Annotated in this window: 17 protein-coding genes; 10 read left to right on the top strand and 7 right to left on the bottom strand. The window is 71.6% G+C overall.

Annotated features, from left to right (window positions below; translation table 11 throughout):
• The first annotated feature begins 168 nt into the window (after nt 1–168).
• The 4 genes from AB0F88_RS06030 to AB0F88_RS06015 all read left to right on the top strand — a co-directional run bounded on the left by AB0F88_RS06030 (nt 169) and on the right by AB0F88_RS06015 (nt 5,910).
• Nucleotides 169–1,467, top strand: a complete 1,299-nt coding sequence (locus AB0F88_RS06030; RefSeq protein ID WP_362677847.1) for an aspartate aminotransferase family protein — start codon at nt 169–171, stop codon at nt 1,465–1,467.
• Nucleotides 1,464–2,969 carry a CoA-acylating methylmalonate-semialdehyde dehydrogenase gene (locus AB0F88_RS06025; protein ID WP_362677845.1) on the top strand — a complete coding sequence of 502 codons (1,506 nt, stop codon included), beginning with the start codon at nt 1,464–1,466 and terminating at the stop codon, nt 2,967–2,969. The genes AB0F88_RS06030 and AB0F88_RS06025 overlap by 4 nt, the downstream gene beginning before the upstream one ends.
• A 183-nt stretch (nt 2,970–3,152) precedes the next feature.
• Entirely contained in the window at nt 3,153–4,406 is a 1,254-nt protein-coding gene (locus AB0F88_RS06020) for an extracellular solute-binding protein (protein WP_362677843.1), read from the top strand.
• A gap of 277 nt (nt 4,407–4,683) precedes the next feature.
• Complete coding sequence (locus AB0F88_RS06015; RefSeq protein WP_362677841.1) at nt 4,684–5,910, top strand: saccharopine dehydrogenase C-terminal domain-containing protein; 1,227 nt, start codon at nt 4,684–4,686, stop codon at nt 5,908–5,910.
• 42 nt (nt 5,911–5,952) lie between these two features.
• Here AB0F88_RS06015 and AB0F88_RS06010 read toward each other — a convergent pair whose 3' ends face one another.
• From AB0F88_RS06010 to gabT, 4 genes are all read right to left on the bottom strand, one after another.
• Complete coding sequence (locus tag AB0F88_RS06010) at nt 5,953–7,206, bottom strand: DUF6596 domain-containing protein (RefSeq protein ID WP_362677839.1); 1,254 nt, start codon at nt 7,204–7,206, stop codon at nt 5,953–5,955.
• Complete coding sequence (locus AB0F88_RS06005) at nt 7,203–7,556, bottom strand: YciI family protein (RefSeq protein WP_362677975.1); 354 nt, start codon at nt 7,554–7,556, stop codon at nt 7,203–7,205. The genes AB0F88_RS06010 and AB0F88_RS06005 overlap by 4 nt, the downstream gene beginning before the upstream one ends.
• 386 nt (nt 7,557–7,942) lie before the next feature.
• Nucleotides 7,943–8,185 (bottom strand): hypothetical protein, encoded by a 243-nt coding sequence (locus AB0F88_RS06000; RefSeq protein ID WP_362677837.1) that lies wholly within the window; start codon nt 8,183–8,185, stop codon nt 7,943–7,945.
• 245 nt (nt 8,186–8,430) lie between these two features.
• On the bottom strand, nt 8,431–9,783 hold the full coding sequence (gene gabT, locus AB0F88_RS05995; RefSeq protein WP_362677835.1) for a 4-aminobutyrate--2-oxoglutarate transaminase: 1,353 nt from the start codon (nt 9,781–9,783) through the stop codon (nt 8,431–8,433).
• Between the two features lie 91 nt (nt 9,784–9,874).
• Here gabT and AB0F88_RS05990 point away from each other — a divergent pair, with 91 nt between their 5' ends.
• Complete coding sequence (locus tag AB0F88_RS05990; RefSeq protein ID WP_362677833.1) at nt 9,875–11,356, top strand: PucR family transcriptional regulator; 1,482 nt, start codon at nt 9,875–9,877, stop codon at nt 11,354–11,356.
• 69 nt (nt 11,357–11,425) lie between these two features.
• Here AB0F88_RS05990 and AB0F88_RS05985 read toward each other — a convergent pair whose 3' ends face one another.
• Entirely contained in the window at nt 11,426–12,061 is a 636-nt protein-coding gene (locus tag AB0F88_RS05985; RefSeq protein ID WP_362677831.1) for a TetR/AcrR family transcriptional regulator, read from the bottom strand.
• A gap of 211 nt (nt 12,062–12,272) precedes the next feature.
• On the opposite strand from AB0F88_RS05985, the gene AB0F88_RS05980 reads away from it, so the two are divergent.
• Nucleotides 12,273–13,700 (top strand): aldehyde dehydrogenase family protein, encoded by a 1,428-nt coding sequence (locus AB0F88_RS05980; RefSeq protein WP_362677829.1) that lies wholly within the window; start codon nt 12,273–12,275, stop codon nt 13,698–13,700.
• A gap of 51 nt (nt 13,701–13,751) precedes the next feature.
• Here the strand turns inward: AB0F88_RS05980 and AB0F88_RS05975 are convergent, their stop codons facing one another.
• On the bottom strand, nt 13,752–14,798 hold the full coding sequence (locus AB0F88_RS05975) for a hypothetical protein (protein ID WP_362677827.1): 1,047 nt from the start codon (nt 14,796–14,798) through the stop codon (nt 13,752–13,754).
• Between the two features lie 53 nt (nt 14,799–14,851).
• Nucleotides 14,852–15,946 carry a peptidase gene (locus AB0F88_RS05970; RefSeq protein WP_362677825.1) on the bottom strand — a complete coding sequence of 365 codons (1,095 nt, stop codon included), beginning with the start codon at nt 15,944–15,946 and terminating at the stop codon, nt 14,852–14,854.
• A 224-nt stretch (nt 15,947–16,170) separates the two neighbouring features.
• Between AB0F88_RS05970 and dxr the strand changes: the two genes are divergently transcribed.
• From dxr to AB0F88_RS05950, 4 genes are all read left to right on the top strand, one after another.
• Nucleotides 16,171–17,355, top strand: a complete 1,185-nt coding sequence (gene dxr, locus AB0F88_RS05965) for a 1-deoxy-D-xylulose-5-phosphate reductoisomerase (RefSeq protein WP_362677823.1) — start codon at nt 16,171–16,173, stop codon at nt 17,353–17,355.
• 35 nt (nt 17,356–17,390) lie between these two features.
• Nucleotides 17,391–18,557 (top strand): flavodoxin-dependent (E)-4-hydroxy-3-methylbut-2-enyl-diphosphate synthase, encoded by a 1,167-nt coding sequence (gene ispG / locus AB0F88_RS05960; protein WP_362677821.1) that lies wholly within the window; start codon nt 17,391–17,393, stop codon nt 18,555–18,557.
• A gap of 377 nt (nt 18,558–18,934) precedes the next feature.
• Nucleotides 18,935–20,542 carry an alpha/beta hydrolase gene (locus tag AB0F88_RS05955; RefSeq protein ID WP_362677819.1) on the top strand — a complete coding sequence of 536 codons (1,608 nt, stop codon included), beginning with the start codon at nt 18,935–18,937 and terminating at the stop codon, nt 20,540–20,542.
• A gap of 60 nt (nt 20,543–20,602) precedes the next feature.
• On the top strand, nt 20,603–21,445 hold the full coding sequence (locus AB0F88_RS05950) for a GNAT family N-acetyltransferase (RefSeq protein WP_362677973.1): 843 nt from the start codon (nt 20,603–20,605) through the stop codon (nt 21,443–21,445).
• The last annotated feature ends 16 nt before the right edge of the window (nt 21,446–21,461 follow it).

Raw genomic sequence — 21,461 nt, 5'->3', positions numbered from 1 at the left:
ATCCGTCGCGTGGCGCGAGCCGCACGGGACGTGTCGCGGGGCGCGAGCCGCACAGACCCCTCGCGGGGCGATCCACGCCGGCGAGACCTGACAGTGTGACGGGTTCGGCGCGAACATCCCGACATGTTGCAGGTATGAGCGGTGACATCGAGAGGCGATACTCGATACATGTCGGACCTCCTTGCGCGCCACCGCGCGGTAATGCCCAACTGGCTGGCCCTTTACTACGACGAGCCCATCGAGATCGTCTCGGGCAAGGGAAACCGCGTCGTCGACGCGTCGGGCAAGAGCTACCTCGACTTCTTCGCGGGGATCCTGACCAACATGATCGGGTACGACGTGCCCGAGGTGCGGGAGGCCGTCGAGCGGCAGATCGCCACCGGCGTGGTGCACACCTCCACGGTCTACCTGCTGCGCGGCCAGGTCGAGCTGGCCGAGAAGATCGCCAGGCTCTCCGGCATCCCGGACGCGAAGGTCTTCTTCACCAACTCCGGCACCGAGGCCAACGAGACCGCGCTGCTGCTGGCGACGTACGCGCGCAAGTCCGACCAGGTGCTCGCCATGCGGCAGAGCTACCACGGCCGCTCCTTCGGGGCGGTCAGCGTCACGAGCAACCGCGCGTGGAAGAACAACTCGCTGTCGCCGCTGAACGTGCACTTCCTGCACGGCGCCGACCGGCACCTCGCCCAGTTCCGCGGCCTGTCCGACAGCGACTACATCGCCGCCTGCGTCGACGACCTGCGCCACGTGCTCTCCACCGCCGTCGCCGGCGACGTGGCGGCGCTGATCGCCGAGCCGATCCAGGGGGTGGGCGGCTTCACCATGCCCCCCGACGGGCTGTTCGCCGCCTACAAGGAGGTCCTCGACGCCGAGGGCATCCTGTTCGTCTCCGACGAGGTGCAGACCGGCTGGGGGCGCACCGGCTCGGCCTTCTTCGGCATCCAGAACCACGGCGTCACGCCCGACATGATGACCTTCGCCAAGGGGCTGGGCAACGGCTTCGCGGTGGGAGGCGTCGTCGCCCGCGGCGACCTGATGGACAACCTCCACGCGGTCGGGCTGGCCACCTTCGGCGGCAACCCGATCTCCATGGCCGCCGCCAACGCCACCCTGGACTACGTCCTCGACCACGACCTGCAGGCGAACGCCGCCAGGACCGGCGCCCTGATCATCGACGGGCTGCGCGAGGCGGCGCCGCGCCTGCCGATCGTCGGCGACGTCCGCGGCAAGGGCCTGATGTTCGCCGTCGAGCTGGTCGACCCGGCGACCGGCGAGCCCTCACCGGCCCTCGCCACCCGGTTCATGGAGGAGACCAGGAAGTCCGGCCTGCTCGCGGGCAAGGGCGGCCTGAAGGGCAACGTGCTCAGGATGGCCCCGCCGCTCACCCTCACCCTCGACGAGGCCGCCGAGGGACTCGGGATCATCGTCAACGCGCTCGAAACCGTCAACGCCGAGGTCGCCTCGTGAAGAACGTCACCCACTGGATCGGCGGCGGCCCCGTCGAGGGCTCCGGCCGCACCTCCGAGATCTTCGATCCCGCGACGGGAGAGGTCTCCGGGCGGGTCCACCTCGCGTCCGCGGACGAGGTCGACGCGGCCGTGGCCGCCGCCGTCGCGGCCTGGCCCGCGTGGCGGGACGCCTCGCTGGTCAAGCGCTCGCAGGTGCTGTTCCGCTTCCGCGAGCTGATGTACGCCAACCGCGACGAGCTCGCCCGGCTCATCTCGGAGGAGCACGGCAAGGTCCACTCCGACGCGCTGGGCGAGGTCGCCAGGGGCCTGGAGGTCGTGGAGTTCGCCTGCGGCATCCCGCACCTGCTCAAGGGCGGTTTCTCCGAGGGCGTCTCCACCCGGGTCGACTCCTACTCGATCCGGCAGCCGCTGGGCGTCGTCGCCGGGATCACCCCGTTCAACTTCCCGGCCATGGTGCCGATGTGGATGTTCCCGATCGCGATCGCCGCGGGCAACGCCTTCGTCCTCAAGCCGTCGGAGAAGGACCCCTCGGCGTCGCTGCTGATGGCCTCGCTCTGGAAGGAGGCCGGGCTGCCCGACGGCGTCTTCGGCGTCGTCCAGGGTGACAAGGTGGCGGTGGACCGGCTGCTGGAGCACCCGGACGTGCGCGCGGTCTCGTTCGTCGGGTCCACGCCCATCGCCAGGTACGTCTACGAGACCGGCACCGCCCACGGCAAGCGGGTCCAGGCGCTCGGCGGCGCCAAGAACCACATGCTGGTCCTGCCCGACGCCGATCTCGACCTCGTCGCCGACGCCGCGGTGTCGGCCGGTTTCGGCTCGGCGGGGGAGCGCTGCATGGCGATCTCCGTGGTGCTGGCTGTGGACCCGGTCGGGGACGAACTGGTCGACAGGATCGTCTCCCGGGTGTCCGCGCTGACCGTCGGCCCCGGCGACGACCCCTCCTCCCAGATGGGCCCCCTCGTCACCGGGGCCCACCGCGACAAGGTCGTCTCCTACCTCGACCTGGGCGTCTCCGAGGGCGCGAAGCTCGTCGTGGACGGCCGGCTGACCCCCGTCCTGGGCGGCGCCGCCGCCCAGGAGACCCCCGGCTTCTGGCTGGGCCCCACGGTCCTCGACCACGTGCCCGCCGGTTCCCGGGTCCACCGGGAGGAGATCTTCGGCCCGGTCCTGGCGATCGTCCGCGTCTCCTCGTACGAGGAGGGCCTGGAGCTGATCAACGGCGGCGAGTTCGGCAACGGCACCGCGGTCTTCACCAACGACGGCGGCGCGGCCCGGCGCTTCCAGAACGAGGTGGAGGTCGGCATGATCGGCATCAACGTGCCGATCCCGGTGCCGATGGCCTTCTACAGCTTCGGCGGCTGGAAGTCCTCGCTCTTCGGTGACACCCACGTCCACGGCACCGAGGGCGTGCACTTCTACACCCGGGGCAAGGTCGTCACCTCCCGATGGCTCGACCCGAGCCACGGTGGCGTCAACCTCGGCTTCCCGACCAACGGGTAACCTCCGGACCGCGAGCCCGCGCCCCTCCTGCCGGGGCGCGGGCTCGCGTATTCTCCGGCCTCTCCCGGTGTCTCCGATTCCTCCGGTGCGGCGTACGGGGCCGTGCGTTCGCGGGCGTCCCGGGTCGGGCGATCGGCCGGTAGGCTCCCGGGCAGGTCGGTGGCGACGTCGGGAGGAAACCTCGTGGGCCTCGTGGGCAGGGACAGGCTCCGCCGGGCGCGTCTCGGCGCGCTGCTGGGAGCGGGAGGGCTGGCACTCGCCGCCTGCGCCCAGGCGGGAGTCGTGAGCACGGCCAGGCCGGTGCGCGGCCCCTCGCCCTCCGCCACGGCCGTGACACCCGCCGCCACGCCCACCCCCGGGTCCGGCACGACCCCCGGCTCGACACCCACGCCGACGCCGACACCCATGCCGTCGGCGTCCATCGGCAAGGGCGAGGGCACGCTCCAGGTGCTGACCTTCCAGGGATACGTCGAGTACGGCGGGACCAGCTCGCGGGCCAACTGGCTCACGCCCTTCGAGCAGGAGACCGGCTGCGTCGTCAAGCTCGACCGGGTCCGTACGAGTGAGGAGATGGCCGCCAGATTCGCCGAGGGCTCCTACGACGCGGTCTCGCCCGCCCCGGATCTGGCCGGTGAGCTGGTGGCGCGGGGGAAGGTGGCGCCGCTGGACACGGCGCTGGTCGCGGGCTACAAGCACATTCCCAAGCGCCTGCGCGAGCTGCCCGGCCTGCGCGTGGACGGCAGGGTCTACGGGATCCCCTACCTGTGGGGGGTCAACCAGGTGGTCCACGAGGAGGGCGGGCCCAAGGAACCGTCGGCGCTCTACGGAGCGGCCCCGGCGGCGATCAGGAACAGCCCGCTGAGCATCGCCGACGCCGCGCTCGCCCTCGGCGGGACGCGTCCGGAGCTGGAGATCGAGGACCCGTTCCAGCTCACCCCCGCCCAGCTCGACGCCGCCGTGAAACTCCTCGCCGAGGGCGCCGGTCCCGACAGGGTCTACTGGGACGGCTCCCTGGAACTGGTGAGAGCCCTGTCGGCGGGGCCGGTGCGGATCGCCCAGGCACTCCCGTACCACCTGGACCTCTTCCGACGCGCGGGCCGGCCGATGAAGGTGTCGGCGGCGCCGGTGACCGGGTGGGTCGACTCGTGGATGCTCGCGGCCAGGCCCGCCAGCCCGAACTGCGCCTACCGGTGGCTGAACTGGATGACCTCGGCGGCGCAGCGCCCCGCCGCGGCCTGGACCGGGCTCGCCCCGGCCGACCCGGAGGCGTGCGGCGGGCCCGCCCGCCGGATGTGCGAGATCTACCGCCTGCGTGACAGCCGGTGGCTGCGCGACATCCACTTCGCCACCCGCCCGACGCGCGATTGCGGGGGCCGGGGCGGGGAATGCACCGACTACACCGACTGGGTGGAGCGCTGGAAACAGCTCGTGAAGTGACCGGTTCCCCTCGGGGCCGAGGTTGACGGGGCCGAGCCCGACAGATCGGGTTCCGGCGGATCGGGTCCTGGCGGATCGGGTTCCGGCGGGGCCGGTTCGAGCCTGACGGGCTCGTCGGCCCGCCGTCCTCCTCGCGAGCCCCTTCTTCCGGCATGTCCGTGTGTCTCGCATATGGCCGCGCTTTTCGTTGTCATGATCGCTTTCAACGATGGATTCAGTGGGAAAATCATGATTCGTATATCGACTGGTCAACCAGTCAGTGGGTAGGCTACCCGTCATGAGAATCCTTCTTGTCGGAGCGGGCGGCGTCGGGTCCGCCGTCGTGCCGATCGCCGCACGCCGAGATTTCTTCGAACACATCGTGGTCGCCGACTCTCAACAGGACCGGGCCGCCGCCGTCGTGGCCAGGATCGCGGACCCGCGCTTCAGCGCCATCGGGCTGGACGCCTCCGACCGGGCCGCGGTCGAGGCCGCCCTCGCCGAGCACCGCTGCGACGTGCTCTTCAACGCGGTGGACCCCCGCTTCACCATGTCCCTGTTCGAGGCGGCGCTCAACGCCGGCGCCCACTACCTCGACATGGCGATGTCGCTGTCGCGGCCCCACCCGCGCAGGCCGTACGAGCTGACCGGGGTGAAGCTCGGCGACGAGCAGTTCGCCCTGGGCGAGGCCTGGCGCCGGAAGGGCGGGCTGGCGCTGGTCGGCATGGGCGTGGAGCCGGGGCTGGCCGACGTGTTCGCGCGCTACGCCGCCGAGCACCTGTTCGAGACCATCGAGGAGATCGGCATCCGTGACGGCTCCAACCTGGTGGTCGACGGCTACGACTTCGCGCCGACGTTCTCCATCTGGACGACCATCGAGGAGTGCCTCAACCCGCCGGTGATCTGGGAGAACGGCGGCTGGCACACCACCGAGCCGTTCAGCGAGCCCGAGGTGTTCGACTTCCCCGAGGGGATCGGGCCCGTCGAGTGCGTCAACGTCGAGCACGAGGAGGTGCTCCTCGTGCCCCGCTACATCGACGCCAAGCGGGTGACGTTCAAGTACGGCCTGGGCGAGGAGTTCATCGGGGTGCTGAAGACCCTGCACAAGCTCGGCCTGGACAACGCGAACAAGATCAAGGTGGGCGGCGTCGAGGCCTCGCCGCGCGACGTGGTCGCGGCCAGCCTCCCCGACCCGGCCACGCTCGGCGACCGGATGCGGGGCAAGACCTGCGCCGGGACCTGGGTGAAGGGCGTGGGCAAGGACGGCGCGCCACGCGAGGTCTACCTCTACCACGTGGTCGACAACGAGTGGTCGATGCGGGAGTACGGCTGCCAGGCCGTGGTCTGGCAGACGGCCGTGCACCCGGTGGTCGCCCTGGAACTGCTGGCCACCGGCGCCTGGTCGGGCAGCGGGGTGCTCGGCCCCGAGGCGTTCGACGCGGTGCCCTTCCTGGAGCTGCTCAACGCCTACGGCTCGCCGTGGGGCATGCGCGACGAGACCACCAGGACGCTCCTGTCCGCCTGACGCCCTCCCCGCCCCTTCGAAGGCTTACTTCGTAAAGGCCGCCTAGGGGTCCGGCCGCGCCAGCCGGGCGGCCCTGCCCTCCAGATAGCGCTGCTCGGGGAGGCTGGTGGTGCGCCGCGCGGCCTCCCGGTAGCCGGCCCGGGCGGCCTCGTGGTCACCGGCCGTCTCCAGCAGGTGCGCGCGCACCGCGTGCAAACGGTGGTGCCCGGCCATCCGGTCGTCGGCCTCCAGGGTCGTGAGCAGGTCGAGCCCGGCCTCCGGGCCCCGCACCATCGCGAGCGCGACGGCGTGGTTCAGCGTGACCATCGGGTTGGGGGCGAGGTGTTCGAGCAGCCGGTACAGCGCGAGGATCTGCGGCCAGTCCGTCTCCTCCGCGCGCACCGCCTCGGCGTGCACCGCGGCGATCGCGGCCTGGAGCTGGTACGGGCCGAGCGGGGCCCGCACCAGCGCGTCGGTGACGAGCGCCACCCCCTCGGCGATCGACGTCCCGCTCCACAGGCTCCGGTCCTGCTCGGCGAGCGGGATGAGCGCGCCACCGGGGCCGGTGCGTGCCGGCCGCCGGGCGTCGGTGAGCACCATGAGGGCGAGCAGCCCGGTCACCTCGCCGTCGTCGGGCAGCAGCCCGTGAACCGCGCGGGTGAGCCTGATCGCCTCGCCGGTCAGCTCGCGGCGCTGCAGGTCCGGACCCGAGGTGGCCGTGTAGCCCTCGTTGAAGATCAGGTAGAGCACGTGCAGGACCACCCGCAGCCGCTCGGCCCGTTCGTGTTCGGGAGGCGGCGCGAAGGGGATGGCCGTGCTCTTGATCCGCTGCTTGGCCCGGCTGATGCGCTGGGCCATGGTCGCCTCGGGGACGAGGAACGCGTGGGCGATCTGTGCGGTGGTCAGACCGCCGACGGCCCGAAGGGTGAGCGCGATCTGCGAGGCGGGGGTCAGGGCGGGGTGGCAGCACAGGAACAGCAGGGTCAGGGTGTCGTCCTGCCCGCCGGCGGGTTCGGCGTCGGCGGCGGGTGACAGGAACTCGTCGGCGGGCGCCCGCGCCGCGACCATGTTCTCCCTGCGGCTGCGCGCGTACTCGCTGCGCAGTTCGTCGGTCAGCCTGCGGGACGCGACCGTGATCAGCCAGCCTCGGGGGTTGTCCGGCAGGCCCTGCTCGGGCCACTGCAGGGCGGCGGCCAGCAGCGCCTCCTGCACCGCGTCCTCGCACGCGTCGAAGTGGCCGTAGCGCCGGACGAGCACGCCGAGGACCTGCGGCGCGAGCTCGCGCAGCAGGTCCTCGGCCTCGGTGGTAACGGTCACGCCTCGGTGCCGGCCCCGTCCATGATCGGCCGTACCTCCATCGCGCACAGCCGGGCGTCCGGCCAGCGCGCGGCGATCTCGGCCGCCCGCTCGGGGGTCTCGCAGTCGATCACGCAGTATCCGGCCAGGTGCTCCTTGGCCTCCAGGAACGGCCCGTCGGTGGTCGCGGGGACGCCGTCACGCACCCGCACGGTCCTGGTCTGCGACGGATCGGCGAGCGCCTCCCCTCCGACCCACTCCCCGGAGTCGGCGAGTTCCTTCATGAGGGCGTCGGCCTCGCCCATCAGGCCGTCGAGCTCCTCCTTGGAGAGGGTCTCCCAGGTCGCGGTGTTGCTGTAGATCAGCAGCATGTACTTCACGGTCTCGCTCCTCGTGCTCGCGGCGCCCGGCGCGGGTGCCTCTCACAGGCAGGTCGGAGCGGGGGAACCGGTCTCGACATCCGTCCGCGCGGGAAAGGGCTCTCGCCCTCCCCGGGGCGCGGGTGCCGTCCCCGGCCGTACGGCGGTTCGGACCCGGGCGTGCGGGCGCGCTCCGGTGCTCCGCTGCTCTGCTGCTTCGATGTTTCGATGTGGAGAAACTACCGGAGCGGACCGGTTCGGATGGGCTGCCGGGTGGGTCGCTTCCTGGCGGGCCGCCGGGTGAGCCGGTCTCGTGGCCGACGCGGGGCCCGCGCGGGGCCCGCACCGGCGGTCCGGGGAGGTTCGGGGTCCGGGGAAGGATCAGCGGTTCGGGAAGGTCAGAAGAAGGCCGCGCGCCGGGGAAGGGAGCGGGTGTCGTCCTGCTGCGGCAGCAGCGCGTCGGCGCACTCCGGGCAGGCGAAGAGGGCTGTGCCGTCGGGAAGGCGGCCGATCCTGATCCGCGGGCGGGGCCACTTCTTGTGGCAGGCCACGCAGGCGTCGCCCTCACGCTGGGTGCGGGTCAGCCCTTCCGGATCGAAGGTCATCGTGACGTTTGCCGTTCTGGGCGGCCCCCAGTTCATGCTAAATACCTCCAGCGTGGTGACCCCTTGTTTTCTCCCGTGGCTCGGCCGCGGGGAGGACGTCGACACGTTTCCTGTGTTGATCGCGCACTTTCTTATCGGAACCGTTATAACGCGGTCGCAGCCCGTGATCGCTGTGGCGGATGCCAAGCGGGGGTTAAATCACGGCCTACATGCGAGCCGTATAACGGCAAAAGGGACACTCGACATCAAGCCGGGTGCCCCTTTTGGTGCGTTCTAAACGATCAGACCTCGTTCACGGCCTTCTCCAGGATCGCGAGTCCCTCCTCCAGGAGGTGGTCGGGGATGACCATCGGCGGCAGGAAGCGCAGCACGTTGCCGTACGTGCCCGCGGTCAGCACGACCAGGCCCTCGGCGTGGCACCTTCTGGCGATCTCGCCCGCCGCCGTGGGGTGCGGCTCCTTGGTGCCGGGGACGACCAGCTCGATGGCGATCATGGCGCCCCGGCCTCGCACGTCGCCGATCACCGGGTTCCGCTCCGCCATGGCGCGCAGCCGGGGGAGCATGGTCTCGCCGATGCGGCGGGCCTTCCCGGTCAGGTCGTCGGCCTCGATGCTCTCCAGCACGCCCAGCGCCGCCTCGCAGGCGAGCGGGTTGCCGCCGTAGGTGCCGCCGAGGCCGCCCGCGTGGACCTTGTCGAGGATCTCGGCACGGCCGGTGACGGCGGCCAGCGGCAGGCCGCCCGCGATGCCCTTGGCGGTGACGATGATGTCGGGCACGATGCCCTCGTCCTCGCAGGCGAACAGGTGGCCGGTACGGGAGAAGCCGGTCTGGACCTCGTCGGCGACGAAGACGATGCCGTTGGCGCGGCAGAACTCCAGGATCCTCGGCATGAAGCCCCTGGCGGGCTCGATGAAGCCGCCCTCGCCCGCGATGGGCTCGATCACCACGGCGGCGACGTTCTCGGCGCCGATCTCCTTGGTGATCTGGTCGATCGCCTGGGCCGCGGCCTCCTCGGCGCAGTTCTCCGGGCCGGTGGGCCAGCGGAACGGGTAGGCCAGCGGCACCCGGTAGACCTCGGGGGCGAACGGGCCGAAGCGGTGCTTGTACGGCATGTTCTTGGCCGTCAGCGTCATCGTCAGCAGGGTCCGGCCGTGGTAGCCGTGCTCGAAGACGACGACCGCCTGGCGGCCGGTGGCGTGGCGGGCGACCTTGACCGCGTTCTCCACGGCCTCGGCGCCGCTGTTGAGCAGGAAGGTGCGCTTCTCGTGGTCGCCGGGGGTGATCTCGTTGAGCCTCTCGGCGACCCGCACGTACGACTCGTACGGCGTGACCATGAAGCAGGTGTGGGTGAAGTCCGCCACCTGCCTGCGCACCCGTTCGACGACGCGCGGGGCGGAGTTGCCGGCACCGGTCACCGCGATGCCGGAGCCGAAGTCGATCAGCGAGTTGCCGTCGGCGTCGACCACGACACCGCCTCCCGCGTGCGTCACGAAGACGGGCAGCGTGGTGCCGATGCCCGGGGGCACGGCGGCCTGCTTGCGCGCGAGCAGCTCGCGGGACCTCGGGCCGGGAATCTCGGTGACGAGGCGGCGCTCCTGCGGAAGCGAGGGGCCGCCCTCGGTGACGGTGCTCATGATGTGAAGCTATGTCGCGAATGCCGGTGTGCCGATGATGCACTATGGCAAAATTGCAGGGAGCAGAATAGACATAACGTATAAAACGGGGGTGGTGGTGGCGCCGACGCTGAGCACCGTCATGCGGAGGCTGCAGCTCGGGCTCGTCGTGCTCGCCGGGCGGGAGGCGCTCGACCGGCCGGTGCGCTGGGTGGCGGTCAGCGAGCTGGAGGACCCCACCCCGTTCCTGGAGGGCGGCGAGCTCGTCCTCACCACGGGCATGCGCCTGGACGCCGGCAACGCCGGTCCCTACGTCGAGCGCCTGGTCGCCAGGGGGGTCGCCGGGCTCGGGTTCGGCGTCGGGCTCGGGCACGAGACGATCCCCGAGGCGCTGGTCGAGGCCGCCGCGCGGGCCGGGCTGCCGCTGGTCGAGGTGCCGCGCGACACCCCGTTCGTCGCCATCGGCAAGACGGTCAGCGAGCTGATCGCCGCCGAGCAGTACGACGAGCTCAGCAACGCCTTCGCCGCCCAGGGCCGCCTCACCCGCGCCGCGCTGCGCCCGGAGGGCCCGCGCGCGGTGATCGACCGCCTGGCCCGCGAGCTGGGCGGCTGGGCGATCCTGCTCGACGAGGCGGGGACCGTACGGCATCTGGCGGGCAGGGGAGCGGCGGCGGCGGCCGCCGGAGACCTCGGCCCCGAGCTGGAGCGGCTGAGGAGGATCACGAGCCAGGGCGCCCCCGCGAGCGTGGCGCTCTCCTCGCCCGAGGAGCACGTCATCGTGCGGCCCCTCGGGGCCCGCCGCGTCAGGGGGTTCCTCGCCGTCGGCGCCGGCCGGTCCTTCACCCCGGTCGCGCACACCGTGGTCAACGCCGCCGCGTCCCTGCTGACGCTCGCCGTCGAGCACGGCGGGGAGCACCTGGCCGCCGAGCGCCGGGTCCGCTCCGCGGTGCTGCGGCTGCTGCTGGCCGGGCAGGCGGACGCCGGGCGCGAGACGCTGGAGCGGCTGGGGGAGCGGCTCGACGGCGGGCCGCTGGTGGTGGTCGCCTGCGCCGGAGAGCCGGAGGCGCTGCTGGAGGCCGCCGGGAGCGAGTTCGCGGCGGCCGACGGTGACGCCGGCGGTGACAGGGTGGTTTTGCTGGTCCCGGCCTCGCGGGCCGGTGCCGTGGCCGCGGCGCTCGGCGAGCACGGCCTCGTCGGCGTCGGCGATCCGGTCGGTCTCGGCGACCTGCGCGCGGGGCTCGACCAGGCCGGCCGGGCGCTCGCCGCGGCCGGGCACGGCACCGCGCGGGTGGTGCGCTTCGCCGACCTGGCGGGCCAGGGACTGCTCTCCCTGCTCGACGCCGACGTGGCGGAGGCGTTCTCCTCGGCGCTGCTCGCCCCGCTCAGGGAGTCCGGCTCGCGCGCGGACCTGCTGGGGTCCCTGCGCGCCTACCTGGACTGCAACGGACACTGGGACGCGGCGGCGCAGCGGCTCGGGGTGCACCGCCACACCCTGCGCTACCGCATGCGCCGGGTCGCGGAACTGGTCGGCCGAGACCTCGAGGATCCCGCGGTCCGCGCCGAGCTCTGGGTCGCCCTGGCCGTCGCCAGGTGACGGCCGCGCCCGGGGACCCGGGACGGGGCCGGGCTGGAAGTGGCCGGCGTCCCCGTCCGGAGCGCGCCGTCAGGAGCGGTGGCGGTCGACGACCAGGTAGCGGGAGATGACGGCGTAGGTGACCGTGTCGTAGGTGTTGCCGTCGCGCAGGTGCCCGGCACGTTCCAGGCTGATCGCGCCCTGGGCGGCGGCCCACACGGCGTCGGCGATCTTCCTGGGCTGGGTGGGGACGATGTACCCGGCCGAGATGCAGTCGGCGATCACCCGGTCGACGATGTTCAGCGCCGCGCGGGCGAGGGTCCTGGCCCGCTCGCTCGGCGCGAAGCCGGGGATCGCGCGCTCGAACATCAGGGCGTAGTAGCCGGGCTCGTCCAGCGCGGCCTCCCGGTAGACGGGGCCCAGGGCGATGAGGTGCTCCAGCGCGTCCTTGCGCGAGGGGACGGCCTCCAGGCGGCGCCGGAAGCGCTCGAAGCCTTCCAGGTAAAGGGCCTCGGCCAGGCCCTCCTTGCTGCCGAACATGGTGTAGATGACGGTCGTCGAGCATTCCGCCTCGGTGGCGATGCGGCGCATCGACAGGCTCTCCGGCCCGATGGTGACCAGCAACTGGCTGGCGACGTCGAGCAGCCTGGCGCGAAGCTGGTCCTGGGACGCCCGTTCACCGATCAGATAGGCACCCTGAAGGCCGCGCGGCGCCGAGGAGGTCATGCGCCCACGCCCTTCCACTCTCATCGTCCATCCGGTGACTTAGCCACGCCCGGGATCATTCAAACCGGCACCTGTAAGGAATATCCCCGAATACCCCTGTTTTCGTTACAGGGGGCGGGGGGCGGATTTTATGCGGAACGGTGTGCCGCCACGGGGCTGTTGTGCGGAGTGGAGTAAGGCTGCCTCCGCGCCGGTGACATAGCGTCGGAGCATGGACGTGCGCCCCTTCTGGCTCGCCGGACGCCCCGCCACGGGCGAGGCCGAGCTCACCGTGACCAACCCGCATGACGGCCGCGTCGTCGCCGTCTGCTCAGTGCCGACCGACGGCCAGGTCGAGGAGGCCGTCGCCGCGGTGGCGGCCGTGAGCAAACAGGCGGCCGCGCTCCCGATCCACGTGCGGGCCGAGGCTCTCGCGCACGTCTCGCGCCGCCTGGCCGAGCGGGCCGACGAGATCGCTGCCCTGATCACCGCCGAGAACGGCAAGCCGATCTTCTGGGCCCGCGGCGAGGTCGCCCGCGCGGTCTCCACCTTCAGGTTCGCGGCCGAGGAGACCCGCCGCCTCGGCGGCGAGACTGTGCGCCTGGACACCGAGGCCGCCTCCGCCGGCCGCCTCGCCTACGTCTCGCGAGTCCCGTACGGCCCGATCCTGGGCATCAGCCCGTTCAACTTCCCGCTCAACCTGGTGGCGCACAAGGTGGCCCCCGCCATCGCCGTCGGGGCCCCGATCGTCCTCAAGCCCGCCCCGGCGACGCCGGTATCCGCGCTGGTCCTGGGCGAGATCCTGGCCGAGACCGACCTGCCCGAGGGCATGTTCTCCGTGCTCCCGGTGTCCAACGACAGCGCCGGCGCGCTGGTCGAGGACCCGCGCCTGCCGGTCGTCTCCTTCACCGGCTCGGCCCCCGTGGGGTACGCGATCATGGACCGGGTCCCGCGCAAGCACGTGACCCTGGAGTTGGGCGGCAACGCCGCCGCGGTCGTGCTCGCCGACGCCGACCTCGACTGGGCCGCCTCGCGGATCGCGCTGTTCTCCAACTACCAGGCCGGTCAGAGTTGCATCGCCGTCCAGCGCGTGATCGTCGAGGAGTCGGTCCACGACGACTTCGTGGCCCGGCTCGTCCCGGCCGTCGAGGCCCTGGTCACCGGCGACCCCGCCGACGAGAAGACGCAGGTCGGCCCGCTCGTGTCGGCCGACGCCGCCGAGCGCGTGGAACGGTGGGTCGGCGAGGCCGTCTCGGCGGGGGCCCGCCTGCTGACCGGCGGCACCCGCGACGGCGCCGCCTTCGCGCCCACCGTGCTCGCCGACGCACCGGCCGACGCCAAGGTCTCCCGCGAGGAGGTCTTCGGCCCCGTGATGGTCGTCCAGAAGGTGTCCGGGGTGGACGAGGCGTTCGCCGCGGTCAACGACTCCAGATACGGGCTGCAGGCCGGGGTGTTCACCCGCAGCCTCGACAACGCGTTCAAGGCGAACCGGGAGCTCGAGGTCGGCGGTGTGATCATCGGTGACGTGCCGTCGTACCGTGCCGACCAGATGCCCTACGGAGGGGTGAAGGACTCGGGGGTCGGCCGCGAGGGTCTCCGCTCGGCCATCGCCGACTTCACCTACGAGAAGGTCATGGTGCTCACCGGCCTGACCCTTTAGAGCCGGCCGCCTGGAACCGGCCGCGTCCCGAGTGCCGCCTCAGCGCCGGGGTCATGACGCGGAGGCCGTGGCGTAGAGGGTCTTGGCGGAGTCGCCGAAGTAGGGGCCGTACATGGTGTGGCGGTCGTCGCTGTACTTGAAACTGCTCACCGAGACGATCGTGCCCCGGCCGGTGGAGGCGTTGAAACCGCTCAGCCACGGACCCCCGCTGGATCCGGCGGTCATGTCGCAGCGCATGCCCTGGTCGCCGGTCTGCCCGTTCGGGTCCTCGCGCAGCGGGCCCGCGCAGTAGACCAGGTGCTCGCCGTCGTAGGGCGAGTCGGCGGGGAATCCGAAACCGCTGGCGAGGCGCCCCCTGGGGGCGCCGAAGGCGATGTCCTGGCCGCCGACGGCGTCGCCGAGGTGCTTGCCGCCGCTGGTGTTGACCGCCACCATGCCGATGTCGTGGCTGTCGTCGCCCTCGCGCGACCAGGGGCCCGCGACGAACATGCGGCGCGCGGTGTACTGCCCGTACGGGCGGCGGCCCTTGCTGTAGCCGGGGACGAAGGTCCAGTTGTCGGCCCAGGCGCCGGTGCCGTCCTTGACGCAGTGTCCGGCGGTCACCACCAGGTCCTTGTTGGCGCTCCTGACCGAGCTGGCCGAGCACACGAAGTCGCTGCCCTTGATGGTGAGGAACACCCGCCCCGTGGTGCGCCCCACCACCCCGCCGGAGGTCCAGCGGGCGCCCGCGGTGCGGGACGCGGCGCCGTGCGGGCTCCGGCGGGGGACCACCCCCTGCCCGGCGGCGGAGAGCCGCCCGAGCATCCCGGTGACCTTGGCGAGCCGGTCGACGGGGAGCGCCGAGGCCATCCGGCGGGGGGTCCAGTAACCGAGCACGCGCTCCCGCTCCGACGCGGTGGGAGCGGTCGCGTGCCCGACGACGTCCGGCATGCCGGACGCCGAGCCTGTTTTCTGGGCGAAGGGTGTGACGAGGGTCTTCACGGCCCGCTGCCCGGACGCGGTGGCCGTCTGCCAGGTGGCCGTCGCGCCGGTCGTCGGGGCGCTCAGCAACCCGGCGACGAGCGGGGCGGCCGCAAGCAGGGGGAGGCTTGAGGTCATGAAACCCGAGTTTGCACTACGAGGGGTGTTCTTGTGATTACTTCTGGTGAATATCAGGGGGTGCCGGTGGTCTGGGCGGCCTCGTAGACGGCCTGCGCCTCGGTCCCGAAGTAGGGGCCGAACATCCAGCCGGTGGCGAAGGCGTACTTGAAGCTGTTCACCGAGTTGAGGGTGCCCAGGCCGGTGCTCTCGTTGAAGTCGAGGAACCAGGGCCCGCCGCTCGACCCGCCGGTCATGTTGCAGTTCAGCCCGATGTCGCGGGACATCAGGAAGTCGTCGAACGCCCGCCCGGCACAGTAGATCAGCCTGGAGCCGTTGTACGGCGCGGCCGCCGGGTAGCCGAAGGAGTGCATCTGCCGGCGGCGCGCCTGGTTGAAGGAGACGCCCTGGCCGCCGACCACGTCGGTCAGCGACCTGCCGTTCAGCGGGGCCACCACGGCTGAGGCCACGTCGTAGTTGACGTCCTCGCTGTTGTTCCACTGCGGGGTGGTGTAGAGGGTGGTCGCCACCCAGGTGCCGTGCGGCCGGTTGCCGTTCTCGTACCCCGGCACGAACACCCAGTTGCCGTGGAAGGCGCCGCCCATCCTCACGCAGTGCCCCGCCGTGATCACGGTGCTCTTGTTCTCGCTGGTCACCGCGTTCGCGGAGCAGGAGGCGTTGCGGCCCTGGTAGGTGAAGAACACGCGCCCGGCGGTCTTGACGATCGCCCCGCCGCGGGTCCACGCCGCGCCGGTGGAGGCCCGGACGGCCGCCGAGCCCTTGGTGGCCGTGACGGCGTCGCCGTCGGGCTCGGTCGCGGGGACGGAGACGGGATCGGCCGCAGCCTGGGCCGCGATCGCCCCGGCGGTGAGCCGGGCGCCGTCCTTCTCGGGGACGAGGGCGGCGAGCGGCCGGGCCGCCTCCATCTTCGCCTCGGTCCAGTAGCGCTGGACGGTCTGCTGCTCCTTCCTGGTGTCGGCCGCCTCCTTCTCGACCGGCTGGGGAACGGCCCGCGCCGAGGTGACGCCGCCCGCGCCCGCAGCGCCCGCTGTGCCCGCTGCGGCACCCGTGCCGGCGTCCGCCGTGGCGCCGTGCGCGATCGTCGTGGAGAGCAGGGTGCTTCCCGCGATGGCGGTGAGAATAGGGACGAGCCGTGCCTTGCGCCGCATATGTACCTCCCGAGGGCCTGTTGCTGTTCCGGGAAGCTAGTGCGCCGTACGTACGCATTTCTCAGGCTTTACAACTATTGATATGACGAAATTCGGACTTAAATACCGACTTTTATCCTGTGTTTCATGTCTAACAGATTTTCGCCATGATCCAGGCTGATCATGAGTGGTATGACCCGCCACGGCCGATTCGACAGCGCGGCCCGAGCCGGGAGAATGGGGCGGTGCAGCCAGACACCGTCCGTTCCGTCGTCCTGCTCGGCTCGACCGGGTCCATCGGGACCCAGTCCCTCGACGTCATCGCCCGCAACCCCGGCAGGTTCCGGGTGGCCGCGCTGGCCGCCTACGGCGGCCGGATCGACCTGCTCGCCAGACAGGCGGCCGAGTTCCGGCCCGACGTGGTCGCCGTCGCCGATCCCTCCGCCGTCCCGGAGCTGCGCGAGGCCCTGACCGCGTACGGGGCGGGCGCGCGTGTGCTGGCCGGGCCCGAGGGGGTGGCGGAGGCCGCCGCCCTGCCCGCCGACATCGTCCTCAACGGCATCACCGGGGCGCTGGGGCTGACCTCCACGCTGGCCGCGCTGGAGGCCGGCCGGGTGCTCGCGCTCGCCAACAAGGAGTCGCTGATCGTCGGCGGACCGCTGGTGAAGCGCCTGGCCAAACCCGGCCAGCTGATCCCGGTCGACTCCGAGCACGCCGCGCTGGCCCAGTGCCTGTGGGCCGCCGGGCCCACCGGCCCCGACGCCTCCGCCGTGCGCCGCCTGGTCGTCACCGCGAGCGGCGGGCCCTTCCGCGGCAGGTCGCGCGCGGACCTCGCGGACGTCACCCCCGAGCAGGCCCTCGCCCACCCCACCTGGTCGATGGGGCCGGTCATCACGGTGAATTCCGCCACACTCGTCAACAAGGGGCTCGAGGTCATCGAGGCCCACCTTCTCTTCGACATCGGCTTCGACCGCATCGAGGTCGTCGTCCACCCGCAGTCGGTCATCCACTCGATGGTGGAGTTCGTCGACGGCTCGACCATCGCCCAGGCCAGCCCGCCGGACATGCGCCTGCCCATCGCGCTCGCCCTCGGCTGGCCCGAGCGGGTCGCCGACGCCTCCCCCGCGGTCGACTGGACCACCGCCCACACCTGGACGTTCGAGCCGCTCGACGACGAGGCCTTCCCCTCCGTCGCGCTGGCCCGCCACGTCGGCGCGGCCGGCGGCACGGCCCCGGCCGTCTACAACGCCGCCAACGAGGTCTGCGTCGAGGCCTTCATGGCCGGGCGACTGCCGTTCCTCGGCATCGTCGACACCGTGGCGGCGGTGGTCTCCGAGCACACCGTGACCGAGGCCGGTTCGGTGGCCGAGGTCCTCGATGCCGACTCCTGGGCGCGGATACGGGCACGCGAGCTCACCGGGACTGCCTAGACTGATGAGTGTCGTCGACACTTCAAGGGCTGAAAATGACTTCTGTTGCTCTCGGAATCCCGTCCGTAAGGACCAGGCCGATCGCCGAGCGACGCATATCCCGTCAAATCATGGTCGGCTCCGTCCCCGTGGGCGGGGACGCGCCGGTCTCCGTCCAGTCGATGACCACCACGGTCACCGCAGACATCAACGCGACGCTCCAGCAGATCGCCGAGCTGACCGCCTCGGGCTGCCAGATCGTCAGGGTCGCCGTCCCCTCCCAGGACGACGCCGACGCGCTGCCGATCATCGCCAGGAAGTCGCAGATCCCGGTGATCGCCGACATCCACTTCCAGCCGAAGTACGTCTTCGCCGCGATCGAGGCGGGCTGCGCGGCGGTCAGGGTCAACCCCGGCAACATCAAGAAATTCGACGACAAGGTCGGTGAGATCGCGCGCGCGGCCGGCGAGCGCGGCGTGCCGATCCGGATCGGCGTCAACGCCGGCTCGCTCGACCCCCGCCTCCTGCAGAAGTACGGCAAGGCCACTCCCGAGGCGCTGGTGGAGTCGGCGCTCTGGGAGTGCTCGCTGTTCGAGGAGCACGGCTTCCGCGACATCAAGATCTCCGTCAAGCACAACGACCCGGTCGTGATGGTCCAGGCCTACCGCCTGCTCGCCGCCCGGTGCGACTACCCGCTCCACCTCGGCGTCACCGAGGCGGGTCCGGCCTTCCAGGGCACGATCAAGTCCGCGGTCGCGTTCGGTGCCCTGCTCGCCGAGGGCATCGGCGACACCATCCGCGTGTCGCTGTCGGCTCCTCCGGTCGAGGAGGTCAAGGTCGGCAACCAGATCCTGGAGTCGCTCAACCTGCGCGAGCGCGGCCTGGAGATCGTCTCCTGCCCCTCCTGCGGGCGCGCCCAGGTCGACGTCTACACCCTGGCCGAGCAGGTCCAGGCAGGGCTCGAAGGGCTGAAGGTCCCGCTGCGCGTCGCGGTGATGGGGTGTGTCGTCAACGGTCCCGGCGAGGCCCGCGAGGCCGACCTCGGCGTCGCGAGCGGCAACGGCAAGGGCCAGATCTTCGTCAAGGGCGAGGTCATCAAGACCGTCCCCGAGTCGCAGATCGTGGAGACCCTGATCGAGGAGGCCCTGCGTCTCGCCGAGGAGATGGGCGTGGAGGTCGACCTCGACGACGACGCCCCGGGCCCCCAGGTCGTCGTCAGCTGACCGCTCGATCCTCTGATCCCTCCGGCCGCTCGGCCGGAGGGATTTCCGCCCGCCCCCGGTATCGCGCCGGGGTGCGGGCTGCTTCGTGTGGCGGCCCCCCTCCGCCGGATCCGTATCGGGGCGGACCGGGCCTTTCGTGAGGTCCTCGCACGTGACCCGATACCGGACCGGGCCTTTCGTGATGTTCCCGCACGTGACCCGATACCGGGGCGGACCGGCTCTTCCGCGACGTACCGCGCGAGGTCTGCGCCCGACCTCGTGTCATTACACTTAGCAATCATCTGACTACACTTTGCCAGGCATCCGGCTGTGTTCCGGATGGTCGCGCCGCCCCCGGGAGACCATCGCCTCTGCCGTACGAGTAGGGGGATCACACAGTGAAGAAGAGGGTCGTCGGGATCGCCGCGAGCATCGCGATGCTGGCCGCGGCGGTGGGGGTGCCGCAGGGGGCGGTGGCCCAGGAGAGACAGGGGCTGGTCTGGGGGCCCTGCGAGGGAGCGACCCCGGTGACCGGGGCGGTGCCCGCTCCCGCCGGACGGGTGGACAACCCGATGGAGTGCGCCACCGTGAGGGTGCCGCTCGACTACGCCAACCCGCACCAGACCATCGGCATCGCCCTGAACCGGATCAGGGGGAAGGCCACCCACGACCGTCTCGGCGCGCTGCTGGTCAACCCTGGTGGTCCCGGGGCGTCGGGCCGGGACCTGGTCAGGGGCGTCGCGGCGGGTCTTCCCGAAGGACTGGCCGACAGGTTCGACGTGATCGGCTTCGACCCGCGCGGAGTGGGGGCGAGCGAGCCCGCGCTGAGGTGCGTCGACCCCAGGAAGTACTACGAGGCGCCCCGCCCCGACCAGGTGCCGGTCAGCAGGCGCGACGAGAGCGTGCTGATCGCCCGGGCCCGCAAGTACGCCCAGGCGTGCGGCGAGCGGTGGAGCTGGATGCTGCCGCACATGACCACCGAGAACTCCGCCAGGGACATGGACGTGATCAGGGCGGCGCTCGGCGAGTCGAAGATCAGTTTCCTGGGTTACTCGTACGGAACCTACCTCGGCGCGGTCTACGCGACGCTCTTCCCCGACCGGCTCAAGCGGCTCGTCCTGGACAGCGTGGTCGATCCGCGCGGCATCTGGTACCGCTCGAACCTCGACCAGAGCATCGCCTTCCAGGACAGGCACGAGGACTTCCTGAAGTGGATCGCCCGCCACAACCCGGTCTACCGGCTCGGCGCCACCGAGAGGGCGGTCTCCTTCGCCTGGGACGCCATGCGCGACCGGCTGGGCGACCGCCCGGCCGGAGGGGTGGTCGGCCCGAGCGAGCTCGACGACGTCTACACCCTGGGCGGTTACTCCGACGCCGTCTGGCCGCAGCTGGCCAAGGCCTTCTCCGCCTACGTCAAGAAGGGCGAGGCGACCCCCCTGGTCAACACCTACCGCAAGCACGCGGTGAACGACGCCAAGGACGAGAACAGCTACGCGGTCTACCTCGCGGTGCAGTGCCGCGACGCCGCCTGGCCGCGCGACTGGGCGCGCTGGCGGGCCGACATGACCAAGGCCAACGCCAAGGCGCCCTTCCTCACCTGGCCCAACGCCTGGTACAACGCGCCGTGCGCGTTCTGGCCGCAGCAGGCGGGCAGGCCCGTGCAGATCCGTGACGACGCCAAGCTGCCGCCGATCCTGCTGATCCAGGGCGAGCGCGACGCCGCCACCCCGTACGCCGGGGCGGTGCGGATGCGCGCCATGTTCCACCGCTCCCGGCTGCTGGCCGTGCCCGGCGGCAACCACGGGGTCGCGCTCAACGGGAACGCCTGCGTCGACCGGCGCCTGGCCGCCTACCTCAGGGAGGGCACCCTTCCCGGCGGTCGTCAGAGCTCCGGCACGCCGGACGCCCGGTGCCCGGGAATCCCCGCGCCCGTACCGGTGGTCGCCCCCGCGACCGTCCGCGTTCCCGCCGGGCACACGGCAGGACGAGGTGACCAAAGCAGGTAGATGAGAGGCTCTGTGTTGGTTCCTGCCAAATTCGAGGGGGTCGCGTAGGCTGAGCACGTGATGCTGCGCACAACGGCGTCGCGCGTGCTCGACGACAACGATCGAGACGAGGTCCTGGCGCTTCTCGACACCGACCCCGTCGGCAATGTCTTCGTCGCCTCCAGGGTCCGTTCGGTCGGGCTCAATCCGGCCAGGCTCGGTGGCCAGATGTGGGGGTTCGGGCCGCGCGGCGGCCTGACCTCCATCTGTTACGCCGGGGCGAACCTGGTTCCGGTCAACGCCGGTACGGACGCCGTCTACGCCTTCGCCGATCGCGCGCGCAAGCAGGGCCGCCGCTGCTCCTCGATCGTCGGCCCGGCGGACGCGGTGGAGGTGCTCTGGGAGCGGCTGGAGCCGTACTGGGGGGCCGCCCGCGCGATCCGCTGGGCACAGCCGGTCATGGTGACCGGTGAGCCGTCGCCCGTCCCCGCCGACCCGCTGGTGCGCCGCGTCCGGCCCGAGGAGTTCGACATCCTGCTTCCGGCCTGCGTGGCGATGTTCACCGAGGAGGTGGGCGTCTCCCCGGAGCTCGGGGACGGCGGCGCCCTCTACCGGTCCAGGGTCGCCGAGCTGATCAGGATCGGCAGGTCCTACGCCCGCATCGAAGGCGGCAAGGTCGTCTTCAAGGCCGAGATCGGCGCGGTGACGCCGCACGCCTGCCAGATCCAGGGCGTCTGGGTCCACCCCGACATGCGCGGGCGCGGCCACGCGGTGGCGGGGATGGCCGCGGTGATCAAGCACGCGCTCGACTACTTCGCCCCCGTGGTGTCGCTGTACGTCAACGACTACAACGCCCCCGCCAGGGCCGCCTACCGCAGGGCCGGTTTCGTCGAGGTCGGCACCTTCATGTCGGTGCTCTTCTGAGGTCTCTTCGCCAGGT

The sequence above is a fragment of the Streptosporangium sp. NPDC023963 genome (genome assembly GCF_040639135.1).
GTDB lineage: Bacteria > Actinomycetota > Actinomycetes > Streptosporangiales > Streptosporangiaceae > Streptosporangium.
This window is presented reverse-complemented; position numbering and strand designations above follow the sequence as displayed.